The organism is Streptomyces sp. MK37H (assembly GCF_018035285.1).
Classification (GTDB): domain Bacteria; phylum Actinomycetota; class Actinomycetes; order Streptomycetales; family Streptomycetaceae; genus Streptomyces; species Streptomyces endocoffeicus.
Map to the genome: position 1 here is coordinate 1 of NZ_JAAAYH010000214.1, position 15,308 is coordinate 15,308.

The following is a 15,308-nucleotide window of genomic DNA, read 5'->3' on the forward strand; positions in this document are numbered from 1 at the left end:
GCCCTGCCGCCGGTAGCCCCCGCAGTTCTGCCGCCGGTAGCCCCGGTAGCCCTGCCGTCGGCAGTCCTGGCCGTCCCGCTGCTGGTAGCGCTGGTAGCCCTGCCGGTGGCAGCTCTGGTCGTTCTGCTGTTGGTAGCGCTGGTAGCCCTGCCGGTGGCAGCTCTGGTCGTTCTGCTGTTGGTAGCTCCGGTCGTTCTGCCGGTGGTAGTTCTGGTCGCTCCGCTGCTGGTAGTTCTGGTCGTTCTGCCGGTGGTAGTTCTGGTCGCCCTGCCGGTGGTAGCTCCGGTCGCTCCGCTACTGGTAGCTCCGGTCGTTCTGCCGGTGGTAGCTCTGGTCGCTCCGCTGCTGGTAGCTCTGGTCGCTCTGCCGGTGGCAGTCCTGGCCGTCCCGCTGCTGGTAGCGCAGGTAGCCCTGCCGTCGGCAGCTCCGGTCGCTCCGCTGCTGATAGCTCTGGTCGCCCTGCCGGTGGTAGCTCTGGTCGCTCCGCTGCTGGTAGCTCTGGTCGCTCTGCCCTCGGCAGTTCCGGCAGTCCCACCGCCGACCGCCCGCGGCTGCTGGTCCTGCGGGCCCTCGGGCTCGGCGATCTGCTTACCGCCGTCCCCGCCCTGCGCGCGCTGCGGCGGGCCCATCCCGACCACGAACTGCTGCTCGCCGCGCCCGCACGGCAGGCCTACGCCGCGGCCGCCACGGGAGCCGTCGACCGGGTGATCCCCACGTCGGCCCCCGGCCGGGGCGTCCCCGGCCGGATCGATTGGAGCGGGCCGCCGCCCGATGTCGCGGTGGACCTCCATGGCAACGGCCCGGCCAGCCACCGCCCGCTGTCCCGGCTGCGCCCGGCCCGGCTGCTGGCCTACGCCCACCCCCCGGCGCGGACCGCCGGGCCACCGTGGCGCGAGGACGAGCACGAGCGGGACCGCTGGTGCCGTCTGCTCTCCTGGTACGGCATCCCTGCCGACCCCCGGGACCTGCGCATCCCCGCACCCGAGCGCCCCTCGCCCGCGCCGGGCGCCGTGGTGATCCACCCCGGCGCGGACGCGGCGGCGCGCCGGTGGCCCGCCGCGCGGTTCGCCGCCGTGGGCGCCGTGCTGCGCGCCGCCGGCCACCGGATCGTCATCACCGCCGGTGCCGGAGAGGCCGGGCCGGCCCACGACGTGGCGCGGCGCGCCGGGCTGTCCGAGTCGGCCGTGCTGGGCGGCGACATCGACCCGCCGTTCCCCGAACTGGCCGCGCTGGTCGCCCAGGCGCGAGCGGTGATCGTCGGCGACACCGGACTGGCGCATCTGGCGACCGCCGTGGGAACCCCGTCCGTCGTCCTCTTCGGCCCGGTGGCCCCCCGGCTGTGGGGCCCGCCGCCCGGCCCGCTCCACCGGGCGCTCTGGCACCCGGACGACGAGGCCGCCCGCCCGGGTGACGCCCACGGAAACGCCCCGGACGAGCGGCTGTTGCGGATCACGGTGCCGGAGGTCCTGGAGGCCCTCACCCGGCTCCCCGACCCCGCTCTCCACCCCGCGCGGCCCACACTCACCGGCACCGGAGGCTGACCCCGCCCCCAACCACTGGCCAGGAGCCCACCGTCGGCTCCCTGCACGCGCCCGTAAGGCGTTCACCGAGCGGCGGGCGACGCTCGGCCGGGTGCCCGCGCCCGTGACACCGCCACGGTCCCGCTGCCGTCACCGGCGCGGGCGCGGGCCTCGTCGGGGTGCCCTTACGGGGGCACCCGCTGGGTCCCGTCCAGTAGCCGCGGCCCGTGCTCGGCCCGGGCGGGGACCACGGCCCGGTGGCGGGGGCCGAAACCGGACCACCGGTCTCGAGCCGACCACCGGCTCCGGCTCCGGCTCCGTCGCCGTCGCCGTCGCCGTCGCCGTCGCCGGGACACCCGTCCCGCCGCCGTCACCGACGCGGGCGCGGGCGTCGAAGGGCCGGGGCCCTTACTGGTGCCGGCCCCGCTCCGCCACCGTCACCGTCACTCGCGCGCGCCCGAGCCCCTTACGTCACCCCACATAGCGTCGGGCCGTCGACACCCGCTGGGTCTCGTCCAGCAGGCGCAGCCCTCGCTCGACCCGGGCGGGGACCACGGACCGGTGCGCGAGTGTGCCGGGCAGGCCCGCCAGGGCCTGCGCGAAGGCTCGTAGGCTGGCCCGGTCGCGGGGGACCGTGCGGGCCAGGAAGAGGGTGCGGCGGGCCGCGGAGGTGAGGGAGCGGCGCTGCCAGGTGAACCACAGGGTGTTCCGCAGACCGCGCACCCGCCGGGCCGTGGTGTCGCGGGCGTCCGACGGCGCGTGGTGGATGACCGACCCGGGCGCGAACACCAGCCACCAGCCGAGGGCCGCGAGGTCGGCGGCGAGCAGTTCCTCCTCGCCGCCGAGCCACAGCCGGGGCGAGAACCCGCCCACCGAGCGGAAGGCGGCGGTCCGCATGCAGGTCGCGGCGGCGAGGACGGAGCCCAGCGCCGGGCCCGGCAGCCACCGCGGGCCCGGCACCGGCGAGGAGCGCAGCTCCGCCACGATGGGGTCCTCGGTGCCCTCGGGCTCGACGAGGATCCGGGCCGTCACCGACGCCAGCCCCGGATGGCGGTCCAGCAGATCAGCGGCCGCCGCCAGGGACCCCGGCGCCCACCAGGAGTCGTCGTCGCAGAAGGCGACGTAGGGCGTCCGCACCTGCCGTACGGCCACGTTCCGGCCCACCGCGCCGAGGTTGCGGCCGGGGCGCAACAGCGTCACCTGCGGATGGAACCGGGCCACCGCCTCCGCGGTGCCGTCCGTGGAGCCGTTGTCGGTGACGATCACGGGCGGCCGCTCGGGCAGTTCGGCCAGCCGGTCCAGGGTGTGCAGCAGCTCCTCCCGCCGGTCGCGAGTGATGATGACGACCGTCGTACGGCCGTCGGCGGTTCCTGCGTCCTGATCCTGGTCCTGGCGCCGGTCCTGGCCCTGGTCCTGGCCCTGGTCATCGGTCATGGGTGACGGCCCGCCTCTCCTCCCGGCGGGGTTCGCCGTCCGTCCGCTGCCCGTCCACACGCCGGGCGGCCTCCTCGACCCAAGGCGGCAGCGGCCGGCGCTGCCACAGCGCGGCCGGCAGCCGGGCGAGCAGACCGCGCAGCGCGGTCCGCGCCACCGGGTCCCGCCCGGCCTCGGTGAGCAGCCCGGCGGTGCGCCGGGCGGCGAGCGGCAGCGGGCGGCGAAGCCAGCAGCCGATCAGCTCGTTGCGCCGCATCACGGCGGTGCGGTTCTTGCGCGGCGAGGGGGCAGGATGATGGTGGGCGACCACCTCGGGGCAGTACGAGACGCCCCAGCCCATCGCGGCGAGGTCATACGCGAGCAGCGTCTCCTCGCCGCCGAAGAAGATCAGCGGATGGAACCCGCCCGCCTCCAGGAAGGCGCCACGGCGCACCACGGCCCCGCAGGCGAGGAAGCCGAACACCTCAGGGCCGGGAAGGTCCTCGGCCAGGCCGGCGGGGGAGGCGGCCAGCATTGCGTTGAGCGGATCGGGCCGCTCCTCCGGGCCGACCCGCACCTGGGCCGCCAGCAGCCCCAGCCTCGGATGGCCGTTCAGCAGGGTGGCGGCCCGCGCCAGGGACCCCGGTGCCCACCAGGAGTCGTCGTCGCTGAAGGCCACGTAGGGCGTGCCGATGGCGCGTACGCCGTCGTTGCGGGCGAGCGCGCCGCGGTTGGTCTCGTGCGCCAGGACCCGCACCTGGGGAAAGCGCTCGGCGACCATGGCCCTGGTGTGGTCCGTCGAGCCGTTGTCCACGACCATGACCGGTGGCCGCTCCGGCAGGGCGGTGAGGTGTTCCAGGGCGGTGGCGAGTCTTTCGGCGCGGTCGCGGGTGGCGAGGACCACGCCGACGGAGGGGCCTGGCGCGTTCACGGCCACCAAGTACCCGGCGCCCCGGCCGCTATGCGGTACGCCGACACACCGGTCCCGTATGCGATGCGCGCCCGGGCGTCCATACCGGCGCGCCGCCGTCGAGAGTGATCTATGTCATGTTCGACACCGCCGTCCCGCGGGTACGGTGCTGACAGCTATCGCGCAAGAGGAGCGGCTCGTTTGTCCCTGGACCTGTCATCCGTCGTAGCGGCGACCACGCAGTGGCTGATCAGGGCCTATCCGGCGGCCGACGGCGCGATGAACGCCGCGCTCGCAGAGGCGCAGGCGCGACAGGCCGTGACCGTCGCCGCGTGGCTGCGCTACCCGACCACCACCGACGCCGCCCTGGTGACCATGGCCGGACCGGGCGGTTCCTACCGGCTGGACTGGCTCGTGGACGCGGAGCCGTACGAGATCCGCGGTCCCGACGGCGTCTGGCGCACCTGGGTGGACGAGGTCGTGGCGAGCTGGGCGGCGGCCCTTCTCACCTGCTCCACCCTGGCGTCCGAGGCCGTGGCGGCGCTCGCCGACTGTGAGGGCGCCGCCGGGCCGCCCGGGGAGTTCCGGCGGCTCACCGAGCCCGACGCCCACGACTGGCAGGCCGCGCCGCTGATGCGTCATCCGGACCTGATGGCGTGCGTGGTGGAGCTGCACCGTCCCCAGCTGCTGGAACGTCTGCGGCTGCTGCGCAGCGACGACCAGACGCCCACCAGCGCGGCCTGACGGCGCCGGCACACTACTACGGGCACACTACGGGCGGCCGTCACAGCCCCTGGAGCACCCCTTGCGCGTTCACGGTGACGCGCTCGCCACGGGGGCAGTGGACCACCTCGGACGGGAAGCCCGGGTCCCGGGTCTCCGCCAGGAACGCGGAGAGCGGGGAGCTGAAGGCGGCGTAGTCGTCGTAGTGCACCGGCAGCACCCGCTCCGGCCGTACGGCCTTGACCAGACCGGCCCCCTGGAGCGCGTCCATGGTCACGATCAGCCCGCCCGGAAGCCGGGTGCCACCCAGGTGGACCACCGCCAGATGCACACCCGGGTAGCGCCGGGCGATCTCGTGGATGCCCGGGAACATCAGCGTGTCGCCGGTGATGTACACCCGCAGCCGTGGAGCCTCCCCGGGCGCGCCGAAGTCCAGCAGGCTTCCCATCACCGGCGGCAGCAGCCGCTGCCACCGGCCGGGGGCGTGCCTGCCGGGCAGTGCGGTGATCCGGACCTGGCTGCGGTCGTTCACCAGGACGTGATCGTGCCAGGTGGGCAGCCCGGTCGCGCGGCTGAACCCATGGACGCCCTGCAGCCGCCGGGAGGCGTGCGGGGTGGTGATGATGGGCAGCGAGCGGTCCAGCCGCCGGCGCGCCACCCGGTCCCAGTGGTCGCCGTGCAGATGCGAGAGCACCACGGCGTCCAGGTCGGACGGGATCTCCGAGACGGTCAGGGCGGGCTCGGTCAGCCGCCGGGACATCAGCCCCTTGCCCAGATAGGCGTACTGGCCCCGGTGCAGGAAGTTGGGGTCGGTGAGCAGCGTCAGCGTGCCGTAGCGGATGAGGAGCGTGGCGTTGCCGACGAAGAGGAGCTCGGCGGCGCCGTCCGGGGGAGGAGTGTGAGGAGCGGGAGGAGTCATGTTCCGACCACCGCCTCCCGCGGCTCCGTCCGGCCGGGGGTGAACATCGTGGCGGCCGCGGCCTCGTGCAGCGACTTCAGCGTCGCGCGCTGCCGACGTGCCCGGTTCAGCAGCTCGGTGAGCAGATCGGGGTCCAGCCGGGGGTCCTCGCCGGCCGCGGCCAGCAGCGCGTGCCACAGCAGCGCCTTGCCCTCCACTCCGATCCGCAGCGACTCCAGCTCGAGGACCGTGCTGAGCCCCGAGCGACGCCGCAGCCGGCCGTTGGGCTTCAGCCGCCCGGCCTTCTCGCCCAGCCAGCCCCCGTAGACCTTGTAGCGGCGGACGGGTACCTCGAGGTCGGCCATGACGGTCAGGAGCGCCTGGCGGTCCTCCACGATCTGCGCGGCGACGTCCTCCAGGTCGACGCCGAGGGGCGACTGCCGGTGCTCGCGGGCCGTCCGGCGGGCCAGCTGCATTCCGGCCGTCGCCCCGGCCAGGTGGTCGTTGAGGTAGATGCCGAGTATGCGGGGGGATGTCGATGTCCTGGGCTCGCTCATGATCGTCCTTTGGGATTCGGCACGGTCGTATCGGACCACGCGCCGGTCGTACCGGGCCCGGCCGTATCGGGCCACGCGTCCCACGGAGTGCCCAGCTCCGGTCGCCTCAACCAGTCCCCGCGCCCTCGTCGCGGCCGACCGCCCGGAGGGCTGACGGCGCGGCCCTCAGCCCTCCGGAGCCATCCGCCGCCGGTAGTGCGGGCACCGGGTGGGGTCGTCGTGCTCACAGCCGAGGGCGCATTCGACGAGCGCCGGCGAGTCACGCGCGGCGGCGATGCGGGAACGGAGTGTCTCGGCCTCGCGCCGCAGGATGTCCCGGCGGGCGGACGGCTCGGTGGCGGCGGTAAGGGCGCGGATGGCGTCCAGGCCGAGCCCGGCTTCCTTGGCGCGCAGGGTGACGGCCACCCTGACGAGGCCGGCCTCGCCGTAGCGGCGGTGCCCCGCGGTGTCGCGCGCGGGGCGCAGCAGGTCCACGGTCTCCCAGTGCCGCAGCACATGGGGGGCCGGCCCGAACCGCTGGGCGACCTCGCCGATGGCCATGGCCGCCATGGCGCCGCTTGACTTCATGCCGACATTAGGTCGCGGTCTCGCGGTCATGTCCAAGGAGAAGCACAGCGAGCGGGACGTACGGGAAGGGGCCACCGATGCCCTCATCGCGCGGCTGGACCGCGCCGAGCGGTCGTCCGAGGCCGAACGGTCGCGCGCCAGGACCTACGAGCTCCTGGCGATCGAGCCGGACGCCCGCGTGGTCGACGTGGGCGGTGGCGCCGGGCAGGCCGTGGCCGAACTGGCCCGGCGCGGGGTGCGGGTGACGGGTGTGGACGCCGACGAGCGGATGGTCGCCGTGGCCCGCGAGCGGTGGCCCGGCGCCGACATCCGGGTCGCGGACGTGGGCCGCCTGCCGTTCGGCGATGCCACGGTGCACGGCTACCGGGCCGACAAGGTCCTCCATGAACTCCCCGACCCGGCAGGGGCGTTGGCCGAGGCCCGCCGGGTGCTCGCGCCGGGCGGGCGGGTGGTGCTGGTGGGCCAGGACTGGGAGGCGCTGGTCGTGGACGCCGACGACGCGGCCCTGACGAGCACCATCGTGCGCGCCCGCGTGAGCCTCATCCCCTCGCCACGCGCGGCACGCGGCCAGCGGGGTCTGCTGCTGGACGCCGGGCTGAGTGAGGTCACCGCGGAGGCACCCACCACGGTCCTCACTGGGTCCGAGGCGCTGCCGTTGCTCACCGGGCTGGCCGAGGCCGCGTGCGCGTCCGGTGCGATCAGCCGGGACCAGGCCGGGACGTGGTGTGCCGAACAGCGCGAACGCGCCCGCGCCGACCGGCGCTTCCTCGCCGTGCCCTTGTTCCTGGCGGCCGGAACGGCGAAGTGAACGGGCGGATGATCACGGGCCGCTGGATCGGCCGTCCCCGCAACCGGCCACCCTGGGCGCGCGGTTCCTCCCACGGCCGTGGCCGGGGACGGTGGGTGGACGGCGGCCCCGCCGCTCAGGCCCCCACGACCCCGTCCACGCCCTCGCGCAGGAAGTCCGCGTGCCCGTTGTGGCGGCCGTACTCCAGCAGCACATGCACCAGCACCATCCGCAGCGACACATCCTCGTTCCACCGGGGCTGGTGGCCCGCCAGGTCGAGCGAGTCCGCCTCCCGCTCGATCCGGCGGGAGGTCTCGACCTCCGCTTCCCAGACCGCGAACGCCTCGGCTCCGGTCGCCTCGCTCACGTCGTACGCCGCCTGGAAGTCGATTGTCGGGGACCAGACCATCGGCGCGTCGTTGTCCTCGAACACCCGCCGAAACCAGGCCCGTTCCACCTCGGCCATGTGCCGCACCAGGCCCAGCAGTGTCAGCGTCGAGGGCGGCATCGACCGCTGCCGCAACTCCTCGTCCGTCAGCCCCTCGCACTTCATGGCGAGCGTCGCCCGCTGGTAGTCCAGGAAGGCGCGCAGGGTTTCGCGTTCGTCGCCGAAGTGAGGCGGTTCCGGGCGGCTGTCGACGGTCATGGTCGTTCGTCCTCCTCGACGGCTGGGCGGGTCCCTGGGTGTTGCTGTTCGGCCTCATAGGACCACGGGCGTCGGGGCCCGGCCGCACCGGGGCCATCGCCGAACCGCCGAGAAGGGCTCCTCGGCCCGGGGCCGCCCCGGGCCGGGAAGGTGGTCAGTCCTCGTCCTCCTCGCCCTCGAAGGCGTCGCCGATCTCGTCGACGACCTCCGCGGCGACCATTCCGCCGACGACGCCGACCGCGACACCCGCCGCGACGCCTCCGACGATCGCCGCGGTACTCGGGCCGGAGCGCCGCCCGCCGTCGTGGTGCCCATCGTGGTGGTGGTCCGCGTGGCCGTAGCCGTGGCCGTGACCGTCGTGCTCACCTTGGCCGTACGAGCCGTGGGCGCCGTACGAGTCGTGGGCGCCGTACGAGTCGTGCGAGCCGTAAGAGCCATAGGCGGCGCGCCGCTCGACGAGCCGGCTGATCCAGGCGTCGACCTCGGTGTTCCAGTCGCGGTGCTCGACGCCCTCATGGCCGACGGTGAAGAGCGTGAGGGCGTCCTCCCCCGAGGAGAAGAGCCCGCCGCGCTTGTCGGCCTCCAGGACGACGTCCATGCCTCCCGGGCTCGCCAGGAACGTCACCTCCAGCTCGTTGATGGCGTGGGCGTACTGGGGAGCCGGGGCGAGCTCGATCTCCTGGTAGAACGGCAGCCGCTGCCCGGTGCCGCCCACATGCCCCAGCTCCAGATCGGCGGACTTGAAGCCGAAGCCGAGCTGTCCCAGCGCCTCCAGAACGGCCTCCTGGACCGGCAGCGGGGCCACGGCCAGCTGGTCGAGATCGCCCTTGTCCTTCGCGCCCGCGATCTCCAGCCCGGTGCGGACGCCGAGGATGATGCCCAGCGGCTGCCCGTACAGCTCGGTGATCGGCGTCTCCCAGGGGAGGTGGGCGGTGAACGGGAGGCCGCGGTGCTCGCCCTCGGCGAGCCGGAAGCCGCCGCCGACGGTGAAGCGGTCGAAGATGACGACCCCCTCCCGCTCCTCGTCGCCGTGCTCGTCCTCCACCCGGGCCACGAGCTCCAGCGTGATCTGCTCGATCTCGAAGTCCGCCGTGCCGCCCCGGAGATGGACCTGACCGGTCAGTGGCCCGCCAGGGTGTACCGGGCCGGGGTCCAGCACCGTGTCCACGGTGGGTCCGCCGACACCGAGTGAGCCGAGCAGTCGTTTGAACACCATCGCGGCGTTCACTCCTTCAATGTGCGTACTGTCGCGTGTGCGTGGGGGGTACGGGCGCGTGCGGCGGACGACGGCGGAGGACCGCGGTCGGGCGACAGGCGGACCGTGCGCCGCGGAACGGTCGCGGCCGGTGGCACGTTCACCGTGCGTCCTCCCTACGTGCTTCTACATGCATGTAGAAGCATAGGGGTGTGCGCCGCCTCGAGACGGCCCATCCCGGCGCGTTGGCGGCGGAAGTCCGAAAATGATCACTCGCGGGGTGGCGCTGAGCGCCCTTCGAGCGAGGCGTCGCCGTGCAAGGTGCCGGCCACCGTGTCCGCGAAGGCCCGGGCCAGCGGCGGGAGCGCGTCCCAGCGGCGTGCGGCCCAGCCGACCGGCAGCGGCGGCAGCGCGGGGATCGGGACGAGCCGCAGCGGCCCCTCGTCCCCGGGCACCGGCAGCCCCGGCAGGGCGGGCACCACGGCGCGCCCCAGGCCGAGTTCGGCCAGCAGCAGGGCCGTGTCCCAGTCGGCGACGCTGGTGTCGGAACCGGCCCGTACGCCCAGCTCGGCCAGGGCCGCGTGGAGTTGCCCGCCGGAGGTGGAGTTCGGCGGCAGCCGTACGAGGGGGATCTCGGCGAGGTCGGACACCTCCACCCGCGACCGGGCCGCGAGCGGATCCCCGGCCCGCAGGGCGAGCACCCACGGCAGCTCGGCCACCGGCCGCTGCTCGACACCGCGCACCGGCCCGCCGAGGGTGATCCAGGCCAGATCCAGATTGCCGGCGATGAGGGCGCCGAGACAGCCGCGGCTGGAGCTCTCGGTCTGGAACTCCAGGTTCACCTTCGGGTAGCGGTGGCGGAACGAGACGATCGCCTCGGCCATGAAGTGCCGCACGGTGGTGCTGCCGGTGGTGATCCGCACCGAACCGCTCTCCCCGTGCACGAGGTCCCCCAGCCGCCGCAGCGCCAGATCGAGCCCGGCGATCCCGTCGGCGGCGGCCTCGCGCAGAATGCGTCCCGCCGGGGTGGGCACGACCCCGCGTGCCTGACGCTCCAGCAGGCTGACGCCGGTCTCGCGTTCCAGCCGCTTCACCCGCTGGCTCACCGCCGACTGTGTGCAGGTCAGCTCCCGGGCCACGGCGCTGAGGCTGCCGGCCCGGCACACGGCCACGAACACCCGCAGATCATCCAGAGTCATAACCCCCAAGGTAGAGCTTGGAGTTGGCGAGCAATCCCCAGGATTGACTGGGGTGGCCGGTGGTCGCGACGATCGTCGCAGGGCTCAGGCGGCAACCCGTACCGCGCCGGCACGAGGATCCGGACCGGGTGGGGGCGCGGTACGGGTGCCGACCTGCCAAGCACCGAAAGGACACGACCTGTGCCTGCTGCTCCCCCTCCTGCCGCCGCTGACCGGGCCGTCACCCTCCTGCGCCGCCTCGGCGCCGCGCGCATCGCCCACCCCGGCGGCAGCACCCTCCTCGCCCATCTCCAGCGCGTACGCGCCCGGCTCGCCGCCTGGGGAGCCCGCCCCGAGCTCCAACTCGCCGGGCTGTGCCACGCGTTCTACGGAACCGACGGCTTCCCCGTCACCCTGCTGCCCCTCGGTCGTCGCGGCGAACTCGTCGCGGTGATCGGCGCGGAGGCCGAAGCCATCGTGTACCTCTACGCGAGCTGCGACCGGAAGGCCACCTGCCCGGCGCTCGGCGCCCCCGACGCGGTCTTCCACGACCGCTTCACCGGCCGTGCGCACACCCTCGAGCCCCGGCTGATCCGGGACTTCGCCGAGCTGTCGGCCGCCAATGAGCTCGACCTCGCCCGCCTCGACCCCGCCCTGCGGGAGCGGCGCGGCCCCGAACTCCTCGCCCTGTTCACCCGCTTCCGCCCGCTGCTCAGCCGCCCGGCCTGGCTGGACGGCCATGCGATCCTCGCGCCGTCCCCGCTCGCGCGCGACTGAAGTGCCTGCTCAGCGGGGGCGGCCCGCGGGCGCGGGTGTGATATCGCCGGGAGCGTGGGACCGCGAAACGACGCGCCGAACCGTTCACCTTTTCGGCTCGTTCTCGCCGTCCGCGGGCACCGGGCGGGATTTGTGATCACGAATTGCCGGAAGCGTCCGCGCACGGTATTAGCTTGGTCAACTTCATGGAGAGCATGCAACGATCTAGAAATTTCCCGTGAAGGAGATGACCGGATCAATACCTTGACCGGAATCACGCCGAGCGCGGAAACTCAAATCGCACTCACGCATCAGGAGCCGCAAGCGACGTTCCGAACTCCGCGATACCGGTTTCGCGGGGGCGTGCGACCGGGGGAAGTGCAAGGAGAAATTGCGTGCGCGGCGGGAAATCCGCGCGCGTGATCTTCACTTCCCCTCCTCATCTCTTGATGCGCTGAAGAGAATGGAGGGGGAATGCCGACGCCCGCGGGCTATCCCGGTGTCTACATCGAAGAGCTTCCCAGCAGCGTCCGTACCATCGCCTCGGTCACCACCTCGGTGACCGCCTTCGTGGGCCACACCCGGCGGGGCCCGCTGAACACCCCGGTCCGCATCACCAGCTTCGCCGACTTCGAGCGCCGTTTCGGGGGCCTCACCTCGCAGAGCGCGGTCGGCTACGCGGTGCACCAGTTCTTCGGCAACGGCGGCACCGTGGCGGTCGTCGTCCGCGTGACCAAGGCCGGGACCGGCAAGGCCGCCCGCGTCACCCTCGAATCCACCGAGGGCCACAGCGAATGCCCCGTGCTGGAGGTGCACGCCAAGGAGCCCGGCCACTGGGGCTCGGGCCTGCGGCTGGCCGTCGACTACGACACCCCGTGCCCGCAGGAGACCTTCAACCTCCATGTGCTCGACGCCCGGGGCACCTCCCGCGAGTCCTTCACCAACCTGTCCATGGACCCCGCCCACGGCCGCCACGCCGAGACCGTGATCAACGCCGGGTCGGCGCTGATCCAGGTCAAGGCGGTCGGCGAGGGACGTCCGGACCCCTCCGGCACCGTCTCCAAGCCGTTCGCGGCGGAACTCCCCGATCTCGAGGTCGAGCTGACGGTCAAGATCGGCGAGGTGGAGCGCGCGTTCACCCTCTACGACCCGGACTGCGACGGCGAGGCTCCGTGCGACGTCACCGAACTGGCCCTGCTCCTGGAGCGCAAGCTGCGCGCGCTGCCCGACGCCCCCGGCAAGCACGCCTTCGCGGGCACCGAGGTCACCGCGTTCGGCCGCTGCCTCCAGGTCGTCGCCGGCTCCATCGACCCGGACGACGTGGTGCGCTTCCTGGGTGAATGCGCCAATGACCTGGGCCTGGAGGCATCGGTCAACCCGCCCGTCTTCCCGCTGTCCGGCGGCGAGGACGGCGCCCCGCCCGGCCCCCGCGACCTCATTGGCGGCGAGGCGGACAAGACCGGTCTCCAGGCGCTGCGCGACATCGAGGACGTCAACCTGCTGTCGCTGCCCGAGCTCGCCGGGTACGAGTCCGTGGGCGACATGGTCACCGTGCTGTCGGCGGCCGACCGGCTGTGCCGGGAGCGGCGGATCTTCCTGCTGGTCGACGCGCCCTCGGCCTGGGGCAGCGTGGACGCGGCCCGCGCCGGGATCGGCGCCTTCGAGCCGGTCCGCAGCGACCACGCCGCGCTGTACTTCCCACAACTGCGGCTCACCGACCCGCTCACCGGGCGGCTGCGCGCCTTCCCGCCCTCCGGGGCGCTCGCGGGCGTCATGGCCCGTACGGACGGCGAGCGCGGCGTGTGGAAGGCACCGGCCGGGACCGAGGCCCGGCTGGCCGGGGTGTACTCGCTCGCCGTCCAGCTGACCGACCGCGAGAACGGGCTGCTCAACCCGCTGGGCATCAACTGCCTGCGCACCTTCCCGGTGGTGGGCCCGCTGGTCTGGGGCGCCCGCACGCTGCGCGGCGCCGACGCGCAGAGCAGCGAATGGAAGTACGTGCCGGTACGGCGGCTGGCGCTGCATATCGAGGAGAGCCTGCGCCGCGGACTGCAATGGGTCGTTTTCGAACCCAATACGGAGCAGTTGTGGCAGCAGATCCGGCTGAACGCTTCCGGCTATCTCCACACGCTGTTCGAGAAGGGTGCGTTCAAGGGCGGCACTCCGCGTCAGGCGTACTTCGTCAAGTGCGACAAGGACACCACGACGGACGAGGACATCGCAGCCGGCATCGTGAATGTCGTGGTCGGTATTGCGCCGGTCAAGCCCGCGGAGTTCGTGATCGTCAAGATCCAGCAGATGGCCGGACAGTTCGAGATTTAGGAATGTGATGGCTGAGTTCCAGGTCAACGCCCATCGCTTCGACCCGTACAAGAACTTCAAGTTTCTGGTCCTCTGGGACGGTCGTACGGTCGCGGGCATCAGCAAGATCAGTCCGCTCAAGCGCACCACCGAGGTCGTCAAGCACCGCAACGGCGGCGACCCCAGCTCCCCCCGCAAGTCCCCGGGCCGGTCCGAGTTCGAGGGGATCACCCTGGAGCGCGGTGTCACCCACGATCCCGAGTTCGACCGCTGGGCCAACAAGGTCTGGCAGGTCGGCGCGGGGCTCGGCTCCGAGGTCTCGCTCGCCGACTTCCGCAAGGACATCGTCATCCAGGTCCTCAACGAGGCGGGCCAGGTGGCCGTCTCGCACAAGCTCTACCGGACCTGGCCGAGCGAGTACCAGGTGCTCGGCGAGCTGGACGCCAACGCCAACGCGGTCGCGATCCAGAGCCTGAAGCTGGAGTGCGAGGGCTGGGAGCGGGACTACGAGGTGCCGGAGCCGGAAGAGCCCTCGTTCACGCATCCCGCGTAGGCGGGGGACGGGGACACGGGACGCGGGACGGCGGACGGGAGCGGCTGCGGCGCGGCTATCGGCCGTGGCACGGCGGCGGCCGTCATCGGGACGGCGACGGTCATCGCGACGCGACGACGACGGTCATCGGGACGGCGACGGCCACGGGTACGGGGAACGGCACGTACGGGGAGCGGACGGCCTGAGAGATGGGGAACACGGGGCCCGCGGAGCTGCTGGCCATCTGGGAGGCGGGGCTGGCGCACCACGGCCCCGGCCGCGCCCTGCTGCTGCACCGGGCGGCCCGCCCGGAAACCGCCGCGGACGAGCTGCTGTCGCTGCCGGTGGGCGAGCGCGAGGCGGATCTGTACGCCCTGCGGCGCACGCTCTTCGGCGAGCGGATGCAGATCCGGGCCGAGTGCGGTGCGTGCGGCGAGGCCATGGAGTTCGACCTCGACGCACGCGACCTGGGCGTGCGCCCGGGGGAGCAGGACGGCCCGCTCCGGGTGGAGGAGGGCGAGTGGACGGTCGAGTTCCGGCTGCCCACCGTCGCCGACCTGGAGGCCGCCGCGCGGGCGGTGGCCGAAGCGGGCGGGCGCTTGGGCGCGAACGGGAACGTGGGCGCGAACACTAACGTGGGCGCGGACTCGGGCGTGGGCGCGAACGGGGACTCGGCCTCGGACTCGTACGGCGGCGATGCCGAGCGAGAACCCACCACCGCCGCCCGCGCCCGCCGGGCCCTGCTCGCCCGCTGCATCGTCTCCGTGCACCGTTCGGGGCGGCCCGTCCCCGCCGACCGCCTCCCCGCGGCCGAACTGCCGGAGCCGGTGCAGCGGCGCCTCGCCGAGGCCGCCGAACGCGCCGACCCGGCGGCCGATGTGACGCTCAACGTCGCCTGCCCCGAATGCGGCGAGGCCACCCGGGCCGAGCTGGATATCGCCTCCTACCTGTGGGCCGAACTCGACCACTGGGCACGGGACCTGCTCCTCGATGTCCACCTGCTCGCCACCGCATACGGCTGGAGCGAGCCTCAGATCCTGGCGCTCAGCCCGCTGCGGCGCCGTTACTACCTGGAGCTGTGCGCAGATGGCTGACTACTTCGACCGGCTGCTCGCGCGGCACGCCCCCGTCCCCGTCCCCGTGCCCCGGCCGGCGGCGGGCGGCGGCGCAGGCGAACGCCCGGTCCGGGTACGGCCGCGGCTGCCGGGCCCGTACGAGCGGATCGAGGCGCTACGGGGAGACTCGCCGCTGCCGGAGGAGCCCACGCCTGCCCGGGTGTCCCCGCCACCGGCGGCCGACCGCTGCACGGACACGCCGCTGGCCGA

Annotated in this window: 15 protein-coding genes and 1 pseudogene; 8 read left to right on the plus strand and 8 right to left on the minus strand. The window is 73.5% G+C overall.

Going from position 1 to position 15,308, the window contains the following annotated elements:
- Window positions 1–704: 704 nt before the first annotated feature.
- Entirely contained in the window at window positions 705–1,541 is an 837-nt protein-coding gene (locus GWI24_RS26460; protein ID WP_374103343.1) for a glycosyltransferase family 9 protein, read from the plus strand.
- Window positions 1,542–1,991: 450 nt separating this feature from the next.
- On the opposite strand, the gene GWI24_RS26465 is transcribed toward GWI24_RS26460, so the two are convergent.
- On the minus strand, window positions 1,992–2,954 hold the full coding sequence (locus GWI24_RS26465) for a glycosyltransferase family 2 protein (RefSeq protein ID WP_210948414.1): 963 nt from the start codon (window positions 2,952–2,954) through the stop codon (window positions 1,992–1,994).
- Entirely contained in the window at window positions 2,944–3,864 is a 921-nt protein-coding gene (locus GWI24_RS26470; RefSeq protein ID WP_308344041.1) for a glycosyltransferase, read from the minus strand. The genes GWI24_RS26465 and GWI24_RS26470 overlap by 11 nt, the downstream gene beginning before the upstream one ends.
- A 180-nt stretch (window positions 3,865–4,044) precedes the next feature.
- Between GWI24_RS26470 and GWI24_RS26475 the strand changes: the two genes are divergently transcribed.
- On the plus strand, window positions 4,045–4,587 hold the full coding sequence (locus GWI24_RS26475) for a hypothetical protein (protein ID WP_210948415.1): 543 nt from the start codon (window positions 4,045–4,047) through the stop codon (window positions 4,585–4,587).
- A gap of 40 nt (window positions 4,588–4,627) precedes the next feature.
- Here GWI24_RS26475 and GWI24_RS26480 read toward each other — a convergent pair whose 3' ends face one another.
- From GWI24_RS26480 to GWI24_RS26490, 3 genes are all read right to left on the minus strand, one after another.
- Window positions 4,628–5,485 carry an MBL fold metallo-hydrolase gene (locus GWI24_RS26480; RefSeq protein ID WP_210948416.1) on the minus strand — a complete coding sequence of 286 codons (858 nt, stop codon included), beginning with the start codon at window positions 5,483–5,485 and terminating at the stop codon, window positions 4,628–4,630.
- On the minus strand, window positions 5,482–6,021 hold the full coding sequence (locus GWI24_RS26485) for a hypothetical protein (protein WP_210948417.1): 540 nt from the start codon (window positions 6,019–6,021) through the stop codon (window positions 5,482–5,484). Before GWI24_RS26485 ends, GWI24_RS26480 begins: the two co-directional genes overlap by 4 nt.
- 165 nt (window positions 6,022–6,186) lie before the next feature.
- A complete protein-coding gene (locus tag GWI24_RS26490) occupies window positions 6,187–6,588 on the minus strand; it encodes a MerR family transcriptional regulator (RefSeq protein WP_247616919.1) in 402 nt (133 codons plus the stop codon).
- On the opposite strand from GWI24_RS26490, the gene GWI24_RS26495 reads away from it, so the two are divergent.
- The gene (locus GWI24_RS26495; RefSeq protein WP_308344043.1) at window positions 6,587–7,396 is read left to right on the plus strand and encodes a methyltransferase domain-containing protein; all 810 of its coding nucleotides are present in this window, start codon (window positions 6,587–6,589) and stop codon (window positions 7,394–7,396) included. The two genes, GWI24_RS26490 and GWI24_RS26495, sit on opposite strands and share 2 nt — an antisense overlap.
- A 115-nt stretch (window positions 7,397–7,511) precedes the next feature.
- Here GWI24_RS26495 and GWI24_RS26500 read toward each other — a convergent pair whose 3' ends face one another.
- The 3 genes from GWI24_RS26500 to GWI24_RS26510 all read right to left on the minus strand — a co-directional run bounded on the left by GWI24_RS26500 (window position 7,512) and on the right by GWI24_RS26510 (window position 10,415).
- The gene (locus tag GWI24_RS26500; RefSeq protein ID WP_210948418.1) at window positions 7,512–8,021 is read right to left on the minus strand and encodes a DinB family protein; all 510 of its coding nucleotides are present in this window, start codon (window positions 8,019–8,021) and stop codon (window positions 7,512–7,514) included.
- 154 nt (window positions 8,022–8,175) lie between these two features.
- Window positions 8,176–9,237, minus strand: coding sequence for a sporulation protein (locus GWI24_RS26505; protein WP_210948419.1), 1,062 nt, complete (start codon window positions 9,235–9,237; stop codon window positions 8,176–8,178).
- Window positions 9,238–9,485: 248 nt separating this feature from the next.
- Complete coding sequence (locus tag GWI24_RS26510; RefSeq protein ID WP_210948420.1) at window positions 9,486–10,415, minus strand: LysR family transcriptional regulator; 930 nt, start codon at window positions 10,413–10,415, stop codon at window positions 9,486–9,488.
- A 180-nt stretch (window positions 10,416–10,595) separates the two neighbouring features.
- Between GWI24_RS26510 and GWI24_RS26515 the strand changes: the two genes are divergently transcribed.
- The 5 genes and pseudogenes from GWI24_RS26515 to GWI24_RS26535 all read left to right on the plus strand — a co-directional run.
- A complete protein-coding gene (locus GWI24_RS26515; protein ID WP_210948421.1) occupies window positions 10,596–11,171 on the plus strand; it encodes a DUF6817 domain-containing protein in 576 nt (191 codons plus the stop codon).
- Window positions 11,172–11,624: 453 nt separating this feature from the next.
- Window positions 11,625–13,472, plus strand: a complete 1,848-nt coding sequence (locus GWI24_RS26520) for a phage tail sheath C-terminal domain-containing protein (RefSeq protein ID WP_210948422.1) — start codon at window positions 11,625–11,627, stop codon at window positions 13,470–13,472.
- 7 nt (window positions 13,473–13,479) lie between these two features.
- A complete protein-coding gene (locus tag GWI24_RS26525) occupies window positions 13,480–14,004 on the plus strand; it encodes a phage tail protein (protein ID WP_059144851.1) in 525 nt (174 codons plus the stop codon).
- A 188-nt stretch (window positions 14,005–14,192) separates the two neighbouring features.
- Window positions 14,193–15,077 (plus strand): hypothetical protein, encoded by an 885-nt coding sequence (locus GWI24_RS26530; RefSeq protein WP_210948423.1) that lies wholly within the window; start codon window positions 14,193–14,195, stop codon window positions 15,075–15,077.
- Window positions 15,070–15,308: pseudogene (locus GWI24_RS26535) on the plus strand (hypothetical protein); the annotation flags it as partial. The gene GWI24_RS26530 and the pseudogene GWI24_RS26535, both read left to right, overlap by 8 nt.

Excerpts from the sequence above, each read along its gene's own strand:
- GWI24_RS26465 (WP_210948414.1), bottom strand. The coding sequence starts at position 2,954 with ATGACCGATGACCAGGGCCAGGACCAGGGCCAGGACCGGCGCCAGGAC.
- GWI24_RS26480 (WP_210948416.1), bottom strand. The coding sequence starts at position 5,485 with ATGACTCCTCCCGCTCCTCACACTCCTCCCCCGGACGGCGCCGCCGAG.
- GWI24_RS26485 (WP_210948417.1), bottom strand. The coding sequence starts at position 6,021 with ATGAGCGAGCCCAGGACATCGACATCCCCCCGCATACTCGGCATCTAC.
- GWI24_RS26495 (WP_308344043.1), top strand. The coding sequence starts at position 6,587 with ATGCCGACATTAGGTCGCGGTCTCGCGGTCATGTCCAAGGAGAAGCAC.
- GWI24_RS26490 (WP_247616919.1), bottom strand. The coding sequence starts at position 6,588 with ATGAAGTCAAGCGGCGCCATGGCGGCCATGGCCATCGGCGAGGTCGCC.
- GWI24_RS26500 (WP_210948418.1), bottom strand. The coding sequence starts at position 8,021 with ATGACCGTCGACAGCCGCCCGGAACCGCCTCACTTCGGCGACGAACGC.
- GWI24_RS26505 (WP_210948419.1), bottom strand. The coding sequence starts at position 9,237 with ATGGTGTTCAAACGACTGCTCGGCTCACTCGGTGTCGGCGGACCCACC.
- GWI24_RS26510 (WP_210948420.1), bottom strand. The coding sequence starts at position 10,415 with ATGACTCTGGATGATCTGCGGGTGTTCGTGGCCGTGTGCCGGGCCGGC.
- GWI24_RS26520 (WP_210948422.1), top strand. The coding sequence starts at position 11,625 with ATGCCGACGCCCGCGGGCTATCCCGGTGTCTACATCGAAGAGCTTCCC.
- GWI24_RS26525 (WP_059144851.1), top strand. The coding sequence starts at position 13,480 with ATGGCTGAGTTCCAGGTCAACGCCCATCGCTTCGACCCGTACAAGAAC.
- GWI24_RS26530 (WP_210948423.1), top strand. The coding sequence starts at position 14,193 with ATGGGGAACACGGGGCCCGCGGAGCTGCTGGCCATCTGGGAGGCGGGG.